This is a genomic window from Gordonia sp. DT30 (assembly GCF_049844915.1).
Lineage (GTDB): Bacteria > Actinomycetota > Actinomycetes > Mycobacteriales > Mycobacteriaceae > Gordonia.
Genome location: NZ_JBNCLY010000008.1, coordinates 58,866 through 71,966 on the forward strand (window position 1 = coordinate 58,866; position 13,101 = coordinate 71,966).

Consider the following 13,101-nt stretch of genomic DNA (forward strand, 5'->3'; position numbering starts at 1 on the left):
GCCGGGAAGCGAGAACACGCCGCGTGGCTGCCGTGCGCGCAATTCGCTGGTGACAGATTGGCCCCCCGACGCCGTCACGTCAAGCGCTACGCGCTGATTTGCCGAAGAACTCGTCGCTTTTGCCCCGCCGACCAGTCCTGGCCGATTTGCCGACATCGCGCGTAGAGGTTGCCCGATGGTCCGCGAGGCGACTCATCGGGCAACCTGTTCCGCCACGAGGGCTGCCCGTGACCTCGGCAGCGCGTTGTCGACGACTCGGGCGCCGTCGGCAGCGTCGAGCACCGTCAGCGCCACCGAGGTCACGGGCAGCCCGCCGACGTCGAGCACGTCGGCGTCGTGCAGGTCGGCGTCGTGCAGGTCGGCGTCGTGCAGGTCGGCGTCGTGCAGGTCGGCGTCGTGCAGGTCGCGGTGGTTCACGCACGTGCCCGGCCGAGCGCCGAGGGTGGCGTCCCTCGGTCCGCGAGACCACGGTGATCTGTCTGGGTGCTCCGCGGTCAAGCCGTGCCACCACGCCGCGGCGACACCGGACAGCACTGCGCGCGGTCCGACCGCGGCCACGGCCACCCGCATCCGCGTGCGCAGCGTCTTCGGATGACCCGACGCCCGGTAGACGAGGTTCCGTAGGCCACAAAAGTTGTCGGATGATCCGCTCAGCGGACCATCCGACAACTTTCCGGGGTTCGAGGCGTCAGATGTCGCCGTAGCTCTCGATGACCCACTGATCGCCGTGCTTGACCAGGCCGAGCTGGTAGCGCCCGATGACGCTCTGGGTCGGGGTCCCGTTCGCGGTTCCCGACGCGACGAAGTTCAACACCACCTGTGCGGTGGACCCATCGGAGCTGCCGGAGAGATCCCGGACGCCCACCGCGTCGACCTTGCAGTCGTTGGTGACGTCTTGCTGGCCGAACTGCTCCTTGATGGTCGGCACACCCTGGTTGAACTGGGTGAGTGCCTCCCCTGTCAGTGCCGCGCGCGCCGACGCGACCCACTTGTCGAAGTCCTTGCTGCGGGCCGCCTGGACCGTGCAGAACTTGGACTGCGCCTGCGAGGTGAGATCGGTGGTCGCCTTCTGGTCGACAAATGCCTTGTTCGCACTGACACTCGCCCCCGGATGCAGACCGAGGACCAGCGCGACGACGCCGAGCACCACCGCCGCCCCGGCGACGATCGCGATCACAAGACCGGGAAACCAGCCACGCCGGGCCCGATTGCGCGCTGCCCTGTCCTTGGCCGCCGCCTTGTCACGACCCGGCCCCGAGAATCCGGTTCCCTTGCCGCGCTGGGTCTTTCCCCGCTTGGCAGCGGCGGGCTGCGGCTTGATCGTCGACACCCGCGACACCGGCCGGGTCTTACCCGCGGGGCGTTCGGGCTCCGCGGCATCGGAGGTCTGCTTGGTCAGCGAGATCGTCGCACCCTCGACATCGGATTCGACGGCATCGGATTCGACGGCGTCGGCCTCGTCCGCATCGGCGCCGGACTTGCCGGTGCCGGACTCACCGGTGCCGGACTCGGGCGAAACCTCTTCCGTCGCAGCTTCTTCCGACGACCAAGAGGTGTTCTCGACGGGCTCGGCAGCGCCCGGCTCGGCAACCGCGGCCTCCGCTGCAGTCGTCTCCACGGTGTCCGTCTCTGGTGCGGCCGTCTCTGGTGCGGCCGTCTCGCCGACCGTGGGCTCCTCGTTCGGAGCCGGCTCCGGCGTCACCGATTCGGCCGTGTCGTCAGCAGATCGGCGCGATCCGGCGACCTTGGGCCGGTATCCGGGCCGGGGATCGCGTGGGGTGCGTGCCATCAGTTACCACCTGCCGGGGCGTCGGTCGGGGCAGGCTGCTGGCCGTTTCCTGCGGACCCGTCGTCGGCGTAGGAGATGCCGTCGAGCGGGCTCACCTTCACCGCCTTCCAGGTGTCGCCGAACTTCTGCATGCCCACCAGGAATCCCATCGTGTGGGGTGTCTCGGTCGCCTGTCCGGGCGTCTGGCCGCTCACTGCGAGGTAGACGAGCACCTGTGCGGTGCCCTCGTCGCGATTCACCTCGGTCGGCGCGGACCGCACCACCCGTGAGGTCGTCGACCCGACCTCCGCACCGGCCTTCTGCAGCTGCGGATTCAGCGTGGCCACCACCTGCTGGCGCACCTGATCGAGCGCGTCGCCGGCGAAGCTGCTCTGCAGCCGCTGGTTGAAGGTGTCCATCTTCTTCGGATCGATCGTGGTGACGTTGAGCATCGCCTGCTCGGCGGCACCCGTGGCGTCATCACGTGACTGCTGGGTGGGCTGCGTCACGGCATAGACCTCGTAGGCCCGGTATCCGAACCAGCCCACGCAGGCGATCGCAGCGACCAGGGCGACGATCGCCACCACCCCGGCGATGTTGCGGACCACAGCCGAGCCCGTGGGCGATGGGCGATCACCACCGGAGTCCGCCTTGCCGGTCGGCGTCTTGCCCGTCCGGGTCTTGCCCGTCCGGGCGTTCTCGCCCTGCTGCACCTTCGCCCCCTTGGCTGTCTTGTCGGCCTTCTGGGGCGTACTGGACCGCTTCGGGTCACTCTTTGTGGTCATCGCGCGTCACTGTAACGATTGGACCTGAGAGGTTGCCAATCGCTCCTTCTTCTCGAACTTGCGTGTCGGACGGGTCGCAGGGCGCCCGTCATGCAGTGGCTTTCGTCACTGGCCGACGCCGTAACCGAATCCGCCCGGGTTCACCGGCCGCACACCGAGCAGGTAGCCCAGCTGGGTGGCAAGCGGATTGAGGTTCAGCTTGTCGGGGTCTTTCTTGGGCGTGTTGTCCCAGGGTTGCGGGGTGTCGGGGTTGGCGTATTCGGTCCGATCGGCACTGCGCACGCCCGTCGGATTGCCGAACGGGACATCACACGAGGCGCTCTTGTTGAACGGGAAGTCGTCGTAGCGGATGTCGAACGTGGGGTCCTTCTTCTTGATGTCGTCGATCATCTTGTAGGTGCTCTCATACCCCTTGGTACATGTGGCGGGGTTGTTCATCTCGAGCACGATGCCGAAGTGGATCTGACCGTCCCCGGGCGCCGGGGTGTGACTGCCCGCCGACAACGCCGAGAGCATCGCGAACGTCCCGGACGTCATGAACGTCGCCGGCTGGATGGTCCGCGACACCTCGGCGAGATCACCGACGACCTTCCCGAGATCGTTGCCGTTCTTCTGGATCAGCGCCGACAACTGCGTCGCCGACGCCGTGCCCGTGGTGAGCAGGCGGCGCACATCCGGGTCCGCCGACGCGAGCGTCGCGGTGATCAGGTTGAGGTTGTGCGACCACGTCAGGATCGCGTCGGACTGGTCGGCCTGCGTCGACAACACCACGTTGGAGTTCTGGATCAGCGAGATCGTCTCCGGCAGATTGTCGGCCCCGGCCTTCGACAAGGTGTTCAGCGAATCGACGAGCCTGGTGAGGTTGTCGCCCTGTCCGTTGAACGCCTTACCGAGTTCGGTGATCACCGTGTGCAGATCGTTGACGGGGATCGAGTTCGTCAAGTCGATCGCCGAGGCGACCACGTCCTCGAGCGGCGCGGGCACCGACACGTTCTCCGGCTCGATCGTCGACCCGTCCGCCAGAAACGGTCCCGACGTCGACCCGGACGGCTGGAGATCCAAGTACTGCTCACCGATCGCCGACCGCTCGGCCACCACCGCCTTCGACGATGCCGGAATCTGGGGACCGCCCGAGTTGAGATCGAGCTTCACGTTCACCCCGTCGTGGGTCAGCGTCATCGCTCCGACGCGGCCCACCGGTACGCCCATGTAGGTGACCTCGGCGTTGGTGAAGATGCCACCGGACTGCTTCATCTGAGCGGTCACCGTGTAGTTGCCGATGCCGACGAGTTTGTCCAGCCGTGCATACTTCGCGCCGACGTAGACGATCGCGACGATGCCGACGACGACGAACACCACCAACTGGATCTTGGCGATCTTGCTGATCATGCGCCCATCCCCATCTGTGCGAGCGTGCCGTCGAGCACACCCTGCCCGTGCCCCGGAACCGGCGCAAAGCTGGCCGGATAGGTCCCACCCGACGGTGGGGTGTTCGGACCGGGCCGCGAATTGCGGTTCGGCGGCAGCAGCGTGATCGTCGGCCACCCGTACCGCGGACCGTTGCCCTTGTAATACGGGTTGGCCGAATTGACCGCCACGTTGTGCCGCTTCGGCGGCGAGTACACCGGATTGCCCTGGCCCACACCGAGCGCCTCGAGCTGGTTCAGCGTGCGCAGGTCCAGCGTCATGAACAGGTTGGTCGAGTCACCCTGCACCGCGGGGAGCAGCGAATCCGGGAACGGATGCGTCAGCATCAACGGTGCCGCGGTGATGAGATCCGGTGCGGCCTTGGACAATTCGGTCAGCACCGGGCGCAACGCCTTGAGGTCGGTGATCATCGAGTCGCGAGCCCGGCCCAGCACGTTGGTACCGACCTGCCCGAGCTTGTCGAGCTTGGTCAGCAGGTCCACGAACTGCGGACGCTGCTCCTCGAGCACCGCCACACCCGCGGGCAACTCCTGCAGGATGCGATTGATCTGATCGGTCTGCGCATTGGCACGCGACGACAGCGTGTTGAGTCCGTCGATTGCGGAGATGATGTCGTCACGCTGCCGGTTCAACCCGGCAATCAGCGACGACGCATTGTGCAACAGGCTCTTCACATTGTCGGCACGACCATCGAATGCCTTGTTGAGCTCGGTCACGATCGGCTGCAGCTGGTTGATGCCGCCGCCGTTGAGCAGCATCGACAATGCACCGAGCACCTGCTCGATATCGGTCGCTGTCCGGGTCCGATCCATGGGGATCGGCTGGCCCTGAGCCTGACGCGCCGCGTTGGCCGGCGCCGGGTCGTCGAGCGCGACGAACTTCTCACCGAGCAGGCTGGTCTGCTGTACGGCGGCACGGGCCTGATCGGAGAGATCGATCTCGTTCTTCACCTTGATGGTGACGAGCGCATACCACTCGTTGTCGGGTACCTCGACCTTGGTGACGCGGCCGACGGCGACGCCGTTCTGCTTCACCGCCGACTGGGTCACCAGATCCAGGATGTTGCTGAACTGGATCGTGTAGGTCCGCGGGTTGTCCCCGACGTCCACCCCGCCGGGCAGTGGGATCGACTGGATGCCGTTGCTCCCACAGCCGGCGACGAGGACCACGGTCGCCAGACTCAGCAGTGCGGCCACCAGCCGCCCACGGATTCGCAAGAGCGCCATGTCAGTGGCCTCCCGTTCCTGGTCGGGCCGTTGTCGAGGCCGGGCGGCTCGCCGACGGACGCGGAGTTGCCGCCGCCGGTGCGCGGCCGGTGCTCGCCGGTCCCGGACTCAGATTCGGATCCGGGGTGCCGGGAACGGTGCCCGGGACCGGGTACTGCTGCAGCTTGTTGTTGCTCATGATGCCGAACGGCAGCACCGGCAGGATCGGCGTCAGCACCTTGTCGTTGACCTGGGTCGCGATGTTCACGCACTGGTTGATGATCGGTGCGAGGGTGTCGCTGAACTGCTTGGCGGCCGGGTTGCCGGGTACCAACTGGCCCAGGTCGAGGAACTTGCACGCCGGGGCGAGCAGGTTCTGCAGGTCGGGGATGTCCAGCCGCATCGCGAGTGTGCCGGACTCGGCGTCGTAGGCGTTGATCAGGTTGTTGATCGTCAGCGGCAGCACCGTCAGCACCTCCTTCAGCGACGTCTTGGTATCGAGCAGGGCCTGCGTGGTCGGCTCCAGATCCTTGAGCGTCTGTCCGATCTGCTCGCGGTTGTCCTGGACGAATCCGGCGACGTCGCCGAGCGCGATCGACAGCCGGTTCAGTGCTGTCCCGAGCTGCTGGCGTTCGCCGGCAAGGAAGCTGTTGAAATCGGCCATCTGGGTGTTGAACTGGCGCACCTGCGTGTCGTTCTCGCGCAGCGCCCCGACGAACGTGTTCAGGTTCTTGACGGTGTCGAACAAGTTGCCATGCGAGTCGCTCAGCGTCGTGCTGGCCTTCGAGAGGTTCTCGATCGCCGCGCCGAGCTTCTCACCGTTGCCACCGAGGTTGTTCGCACCGGTGGTGATGAGGTTGCTGACCGCGCCGTTCTTGTTGGCACCGTTGGGCCCGAGCGCCTCCGACAGCTTCTGCACACTCTGGTAGACCTGGTCGATCTCGACCGGGACCATCGTCTGGTTCAACCCCAAGGTGACGTCTTTGCCTGCCTGCGGGCCACCGGAGTACGCCGGCGTCAGCTGCACGAAGCGGTCGGCGACGACCGACGGGATCACCTGGACGGCCTTCACATCGGCAGGCAACTTGACGCCACGATCGACGGTCATGGTCACCTTGACCGAATCACCGGACGCCTCGACCGTATCCACCTTGCCGACGGGGACACCGAGGACTCGCACCTCCGAGCCCTCATAGATGCCGACGGTGCGGTGGAACGTCGCGGTCACCTTGGTGGTGCCCACCGAGGAGAACGCCCACCACAGGACGCCCGCCACGATGAGGGCGATGATCACGCCGAACACGATGTAGACGATGTGACGCGGGGTGAACCAGCGTCCGGGACCGGAGGTCCTCGACAGATCCGGTGCGGTGGACATCATCCGGTGGCCCCCGTTCCGCCGTTGTTCTGATTTGCCTGCTTGTTCGGCGGGCGGGTGGTGTTCTGCTGCGGCAGCGCAGGCGGCAGCAGGTTGGTCACCACCGACTCGAACCAGCGGCCGTTGCCGAGCACGTTGGCGTAGAGCCGGTAGAACGGCGCCATGTTGGTGATCGTCGCCCGCAGGTTGGCATTCTGCTTCTTGAGCAGGTCATTGACACCCTTGAGGGAATCGAGCGCGGGGCCGATCTGCGCCTCGTTGTCGTGGACGATGCCCGTCAGCGCGTTCGACAGGGTCGTCGTCGTCGCCAGCAGTGCCGAGATGTCCTTCTGCCGGTTGTTGAGCTCGTCGAGCAGCTGCCCGGCCCCCGCGATCAGCTTCACGAACGTCTGATTCCGGTCGGCGAGGATCTTGGAGGTGTCCTTGGTGGCCTGCAGCAGCTTCTGCACCTGCTGGTCACGGCTGGCGATGGTGTTCGACAGCCGCGCGATGCCGTCGAGCGCCGGCCCCATGTCGCCCGCCGTACCGGAGAAGGCCTCCGACAGCGACTGCATCGACGTGGCCAGCTGCGTGGTGTCGAGGTCCTGGATCTGATTGGACGCGTCCGAGAACGCCTCGATGACGTCGTACGGCGAGACCGTGTCGGTCAGCGGCACGTCGGGATCGGCGGCTTCACTGCCCCGGGGGTTGAGGCTCAGATACTTCTGCCCCAGCACCGTCTTGATCTGGATCGAGGCCTGCGTCTGGTTACCGATCCACGTGTTCGACACGCGGAACTTGACGTCGACGCGGTCGCCGTCGAGTGTCACGTCGTTCACCTCGCCCACCTTGACACCGGCCACGCGCACCTCGTTACCGGACTTGAGTCCGGCGGCCTCGGTGAACTTCGCATGGTAGGTCGCCTGCTGGCCGACCAGCGGCAGAGACGTGAGATAGAACGCGGATATCGCGACCATCAACACGATCAGGATGCCGATCCCCCCGATCGACACCGGACTGCGCCGGCCACCGAAGCGGCGATGCGGATGCGACGGTTTCGGCGTCGAATCACCGGCCGCGCCCGTCGAGGACGTGGTCTGTGCGGCGTCGCCGCGTTGTGTGTTCTCGCTGTCGGTCATCTTGTCATCACCCCCCGGGCCTGTTGTTCTTCCAGCAGCGGGTCGCCGCGCTGGTGTAGAGCACGTGATTGATATCGGGCAGCGGCACGATCGGCTGGGTCAGCAGCGTGGACTTGCCGTTGCCCGCGACGACGTCGATGCCGCACATGTAGAACTGGAACCACGAGCCGAACGTCGCCGCCCGGCCGATCTTCTGCAGTTTCACCGGCAGGTTGTTCAGGATGTCGTTGACGTCGGAGCTGCGGGCGTTGACCTGATCGGCCAGCGACTTCAGCCCGGCGATGTCACCCTGGATCGACGGTCGCGTCTGCGACAGGATCGACCCGGTCACCGTGGTCAGGTGCGATACCGACGTGATCGCCGATCCCACCGAACCACGTTGTGCGGCAAGCCCGGTCACCAGTTGCTCGGTGTTGTCGAGCAGCGACTTGAAGTGCTCGTCGTTCTTGTTGACGGTGTCGAGCACCGAGGTCAGGTTGGTGATCAGTTCACCGATGACCTTGTCCCGGTCGGCCAGCGAGTTCGTCAGCGACGAGGTGCTGGAGATCAGCGACGACATGTCGCCGCTCTCCCCTTGGAAGATCTTGATGATCTGGTCGGAGAGCGTGTTGACGTCGGCGGCCGAGAGTTGCCGGAACAGCGGTTTGAAGCCGTTGAACAACTCGGTCAGATTCACCGCCGGATGGGTGTCCCGGACGTTCGGGTCGGTGCCGAAGGTGAACCCCGGCGACACCGACGTGTCCTGGTCACCGGCTCCGCGCTCGACGGCCAGATACCGAAGACCGGTGAGGTTGCGGTACCGGATGTAGAGCTGCGCGCCCTGCGGCAACGACGACCGGTCGATGTTGAACTTCACCATCGCCTTGTTCTGGTCGTACACGGCCACGTCGGTGACCTGCCCGACACGCACGCCGGCGATCCGGACGTCGTCGCCCTTGTTGAGCAAAGCGGCATCGTCGAACACGGCCCCGTACTTGCTGTTGCCGTCGCCGCCGGAGTTGGCGATCGTCAACGCCAGCAAGCTCGTCGCAACCACCGTCACCACTGCGAACACGATCAGTTTGATCAGTGGTCCCACCATGGATTTCACTTGATGTGCACCTCCGCGCCGGCCAGGGCCGGCCCACCGATCATCGTGACCCAGGTCGGCACGTCGGCCGGCCGGGTCCCATCCGCCGAGCCGTAGATCATCTTCAACTGCGTCCGGAACGCCGGATCGTCGAACGGCGAGGACTTGATGACACCGACCGGGGTGGTGGTGAACTGCGGCTGCGGCAGCGTCTGCACATTCCGGGGACCGGGGTTACGCGAGGGCGGCTGGTAGGAGCCGTCGGCGAGACCGCCACCGGGGTACTGCGGGAACGGGCGCCCGTTGGTCGCGGGTTCGTAGCAGACCGCAGGCGGATCTGTGTCGAAGAACCGCGGCTCGTCCTGGTTGGGCAGGTAGCGCCCACGCGGGTTCACGAACTGCAGGTTGACTCGCACACCAGGATTCTGGGTGCCCGCACCGACGATCTTGCGGGATTCCGGGAGGATCGTCGCGAAGTTGTGGAAGGTGCACCTGAAGGTCGGTGACTGCTTGGCCAGACCGGTCACCAGTTGCTCCGAGTCGACGACCAGGTCGACGAGGTTGTTGCCGTTGCGCTGCAACCATCCGGTGGTGTCGGTCGCGGCCACCCCGAGGGTCGAGATCAGGGTCCGCAGATCGCCTTGTCGCTGCACGATCGTGTTCGAGGTGGTCCGGAAGTTGTCGAGCGCGTCGATGACGTCGGGCAACGCCTGGGAGTAGGTCTGCGAGAAGCTCGCGAGGCCGCGCAGCGTGCCCTGCAGATCGGGCAGCACACCGTTGACGCCGACGAAGACCTTGTTGAGGTTGTCGAGGGTGTCGCCGAGTTCTTCACCGCGTCCCTGCAGCGCATTCGACAGCGAGGTGAGCGTCACGTTGAGATCCTGCGGCGGGATGGCGTCGAGCACCGGCAGCAGCTTGTCGAAGAGCTGTTGCAGCTCTTTGGCATTGCCGCTGTTGTCGGTCTTGATGACGTCACCGTTCTCCAGTCCCTGCCCACCCGTGGTCGGCACCTGCAGATCGACGTAGCGCTCACCGAAGAGGGTCTTCGGCAGGATGCGCGCGGTGGTCGACTGCGGGATCTGGGAGGCCATGTCGGGGTTGAGTCCCAATTCGACGTTGACGGTGCCGTCCGATGCCGGTTCGACACCGCGGACCTCGCCGACGACGACGCCGCGCGCCTTGACGTCGGCGTTCGCCGGCAACGCGTTTCCGACGGCGTCGGTGGTGAGGGTGACGGTCGTGAAGTCGGTGAACGTCTTGTTGAACTTCATGATCGTCACCGTGAAGAACAGCGCGACGACAACCAGGAAGGCGACGCCGAGCAGTCTGCGGCGCACAACGGTGCCCATCGATCAGCCTCCCACTCTGACGGTCGTGGTGGTTCCCCAGATCGCCAGCCCGAGAAAGAAGTCGAGCACTGCGATCAGCACCAGCGCGGCACGTACGGCGTGACCGACTGCCACGCCCACACCGGCGGGGCCGCCGCTGGCGTAGTAGCCGTAGTAGCAGTGCACGAGGATGATCACGAAGGCGAATATCAGCACCTTGCCGAACGACCACAACACATCGGCAGGTGGCAAGAAGAGATTGAAGTAGTGGTCATAGTTGCCCGCGGACTGGCCGTTGAAGATGACCGTGATCTCACGTGAGGCGAGATACGACGCGAGCAGCCCGAGCACGTAGAGCGGGATGACCGCGATGAATCCGGCGATCACACGCGTCGACACCAGGAACGGGATCGACGGCACGGCCATCGACTCGAGCGCGTCGATCTCCTCCGAGATCCGCATGGCACCGAGCTGGGCGGTGAAACCGCAGCCGACCGTCGCCGACAGCGCCAGCCCGGCCACCAGTGGCGCGACCTCACGGGTGTTGACGTAGGCCGAGAGGAAGCCGGTCAGCGCCTGCGACCCGATCTGGTCGAGAGCCGAGTAGCCCTGCAGACCGACGACGACGCCGGTGAACCCCGACATCAGCACCATGACGCCGACCGTGCCCGCGATCACCGCGAGACCGCCGGTACCGAATGCCACCTCGGCCAGCAGGCGCAGCACCTCGCGGGTGTAATGCACCAGCGTCTTCGGAATCCACGCCAGGGCGCGGCCGTAGAAGGACATCTGCTCGCCGGCACCGTCGAGAACCTTCAACGGCTTGCCGGCCAGTTTGCGCGCCTCGTAGAGGTAGTACTCCGGGCGGCTCTTCGCGATCGTCACACCACCGGTCACGGCTAACTCCCCTTCGGTGGGACGATCTGCAAATAGACCGCCGTGATGATCAGGTTGGCAAGGAACAGCAGCAGGAAGGCGATGACGACGCTCTGGTTGACCGCATCACCGACCCCCTTGGGGCCGCCCTTCGGATTGAGTCCCTTGTAGGCGGCGATGACACCGGCGATCACACCGAAGATCGCCGCCTTGACCATCGAGACCCATAGATCCGGAAGCTGTGCGAGCGCACTGAACGATGCGAGATATGCGCCCGGGGTGCCGCCCTGGACAACGACGTTGAAGAAGTAACCACCACCGATGCCGACGACCGCGACGAGGCCGTTGAGCAGCACGGCCACCAGGATCATCGCCAGCACGCGTGGCACGACGAGGCGCTGGATCGGGTTGATGCCGAGTACCTCCATCGCGTCGATCTCTTCGCGGATGGTGCGCGACCCCAGGTCGGCGGCCACCGCCGATCCGGCCGCACCGGCCACCAGCAGCGAGGTCACCAGTGGTGAACCCTGCTGGATCACCACGAGCACACTCGCGGCACCGGTATAGGACTCCGCGCCGAGTTGCTTGATCAGCGAGCCCGTCTGCAGCGAGACGATCGCGCCGAACGGGATCGCGATGAGGGCCGTCGGCAGGATCGTGACGCTGGCGATGAACCAGGCCTGCTGGACGAATTCACGCCACTGAAAGGGGCGTACGAAGGTCTGGCGCGCAACGTCGACGAACAGCTGAACGATATTCCCCGCCTGGGCGAGGGCACTCGTTCCGGCTTGTGCGATCTTGTCGGCGCCACGGGTGGTGGCATTGACCATGCTGAACTAGCTCCGCCCGTCGCCGTGTCGAGGTTTCTTGGTGGTGTCGATCTGCTCGGTCGGCTGATCGGCCCGTCCGACCGGCGGCACCTCCCACTGCTGGGTGGGGGCGTCGTTGCCGCCGAACTCGTAGACGTCGGTCGGGGCCTCGGCGGTGGCGACGCCACCGGCCGCGGTGCTCCACTCGCCCTGGCCTGCCCCGGCATGGCCTTCGGTGTGCTGTTCGTGGGCCCGGGTGGTGGCGAGCAGCTCGTCTTCCTTTTCCATCGACTCGCGAATCGCGCGCTGAGCGTTCGGCGGCAGCGTCGGCAGCAACTCGAGCACCCGCCGGCGGTGCCGGGCGACGGCCTTGCGCTCGGGCATCCCCGGGTTCGGCTGGACCTGCGGGATCATCTCGGAGAAGTCGTCGCTGGTACCACCACCGCCGATACCGGCGGCCTGCATCGCCTCTTCTTGCTTCTGGACCGCCTCGTCCTTCTCCTCGGACATCCCGATCGGACCGAAGCGATCGCCGGAGAGGAACTGTTTGACGACGGGCTGTTCGGAGGTCAGCAGTTGCTCGCGCGGTCCGAACATCACCAGCTCCTTGCGGAAGAGCATGCCGATGTTGTCGGGGATGGTGCGGGCGATGTTGATGTTGTGCGTCACGATCAGGATCGTCGCGTCGATCTGGGCGTTGATGTCGATCAGCAACTGCGAGATGTAGGCGGTACGCACCGGGTCGAGTCCGGAGTCCGGCTCGTCGCAGAGGATGATCTGCGGATCGAGGACGAGCGCCCGCGCCAGTCCGGCGCGCTTGCGCATACCGCCGGAGATCTCGCCCGGCAGCTTGTCCTCGGCACCGGTCAGACCGACGAGCTCGATCTTCTCCATCACGATCCGGCGGATTTCGTCTTCCTTCTTCTTCGTGTGCTCACGAAGCGGGAACGCGATGTTGTCGTACAGGCTCATCGAACCGAAGAGCGCGCCGTCCTGGAAGAGGACACCGAACAGTTTGCGGATCTCGTAGAGCTCTTTGGCCGAGCACTGGGTGATGTCGGTTCCGTCGATGATCACCGACCCCTGCTCGGGATGCAGCAACCCGATGAGGGTCTTCAAGAACACCGATTTACCGGTACCCGAGGGCCCCAGCAACGCCGATACCTCACCCATCGGCAACGTGAGGCTCACATCACGCCAAATATTCTGTGAACCGAACGACTTGGTGAGCCCCTCGACGCTGACCTCTACACCCACAGTTCCTCCAGACGATCGCTGCCCCCGGTGAACTCCCGCACGTGGGAGCCCACCTTCGGCGACATTGTGGCTGGGATCAC

The 13,101-nt window shown here is 65.6% G+C and carries 12 protein-coding genes; all 12 read right to left on the reverse strand.

Annotation, left to right across the window (positions count from 1 at the left end; all coding sequences use genetic code 11):
• Positions 1–192: 192 nt before the first annotated feature.
• Positions 193–417, reverse strand: a complete 225-nt coding sequence (locus ACLQ3C_RS09975; protein WP_425704901.1) for a pentapeptide repeat-containing protein — start codon at positions 415–417, stop codon at positions 193–195.
• Positions 418–688: 271 nt separating this feature from the next.
• Complete coding sequence (locus tag ACLQ3C_RS09980) at positions 689–1,789, reverse strand: hypothetical protein (RefSeq protein ID WP_425704902.1); 1,101 nt, start codon at positions 1,787–1,789, stop codon at positions 689–691.
• The gene (locus tag ACLQ3C_RS09985; protein ID WP_425704903.1) at positions 1,789–2,553 is read right to left on the reverse strand and encodes a hypothetical protein; all 765 of its coding nucleotides are present in this window, start codon (positions 2,551–2,553) and stop codon (positions 1,789–1,791) included. The genes ACLQ3C_RS09980 and ACLQ3C_RS09985 overlap by 1 nt, the downstream gene beginning before the upstream one ends.
• A gap of 105 nt (positions 2,554–2,658) precedes the next feature.
• Complete coding sequence (locus tag ACLQ3C_RS09990; protein WP_425704904.1) at positions 2,659–3,942, reverse strand: MCE family protein; 1,284 nt, start codon at positions 3,940–3,942, stop codon at positions 2,659–2,661.
• Positions 3,939–5,207: an MCE family protein gene (locus tag ACLQ3C_RS09995; protein WP_425704905.1), complete on the reverse strand. Its 1,269-nt coding sequence runs from the start codon at positions 5,205–5,207 to the stop codon at positions 3,939–3,941. Before ACLQ3C_RS09995 ends, ACLQ3C_RS09990 begins: the two co-directional genes overlap by 4 nt.
• Position 5,208: 1 nt before the next feature.
• Positions 5,209–6,564 (reverse strand): MCE family protein, encoded by a 1,356-nt coding sequence (locus tag ACLQ3C_RS10000; RefSeq protein WP_425704906.1) that lies wholly within the window; start codon positions 6,562–6,564, stop codon positions 5,209–5,211.
• A complete protein-coding gene (locus ACLQ3C_RS10005; protein WP_425704907.1) occupies positions 6,564–7,682 on the reverse strand; it encodes an MCE family protein in 1,119 nt (372 codons plus the stop codon). Before ACLQ3C_RS10005 ends, ACLQ3C_RS10000 begins: the two co-directional genes overlap by 1 nt.
• 7 nt (positions 7,683–7,689) lie before the next feature.
• Positions 7,690–8,772, reverse strand: a complete 1,083-nt coding sequence (locus ACLQ3C_RS10010; protein WP_425704908.1) for an MCE family protein — start codon at positions 8,770–8,772, stop codon at positions 7,690–7,692.
• On the reverse strand, positions 8,769–10,100 hold the full coding sequence (locus ACLQ3C_RS10015; protein ID WP_425704909.1) for an MCE family protein: 1,332 nt from the start codon (positions 10,098–10,100) through the stop codon (positions 8,769–8,771). The genes ACLQ3C_RS10010 and ACLQ3C_RS10015 overlap by 4 nt, the downstream gene beginning before the upstream one ends.
• A 3-nt stretch (positions 10,101–10,103) precedes the next feature.
• The gene (locus ACLQ3C_RS10020) at positions 10,104–10,976 is read right to left on the reverse strand and encodes an MlaE family ABC transporter permease (RefSeq protein ID WP_425704910.1); all 873 of its coding nucleotides are present in this window, start codon (positions 10,974–10,976) and stop codon (positions 10,104–10,106) included.
• 2 nt (positions 10,977–10,978) lie between these two features.
• A complete protein-coding gene (locus tag ACLQ3C_RS10025) occupies positions 10,979–11,785 on the reverse strand; it encodes an MlaE family ABC transporter permease (RefSeq protein WP_425704911.1) in 807 nt (268 codons plus the stop codon).
• 6 nt (positions 11,786–11,791) lie between these two features.
• A complete protein-coding gene (locus ACLQ3C_RS10030; protein ID WP_425704912.1) occupies positions 11,792–13,021 on the reverse strand; it encodes an ABC transporter ATP-binding protein in 1,230 nt (409 codons plus the stop codon).
• Positions 13,022–13,101: the final 80 nt, after the last annotated feature.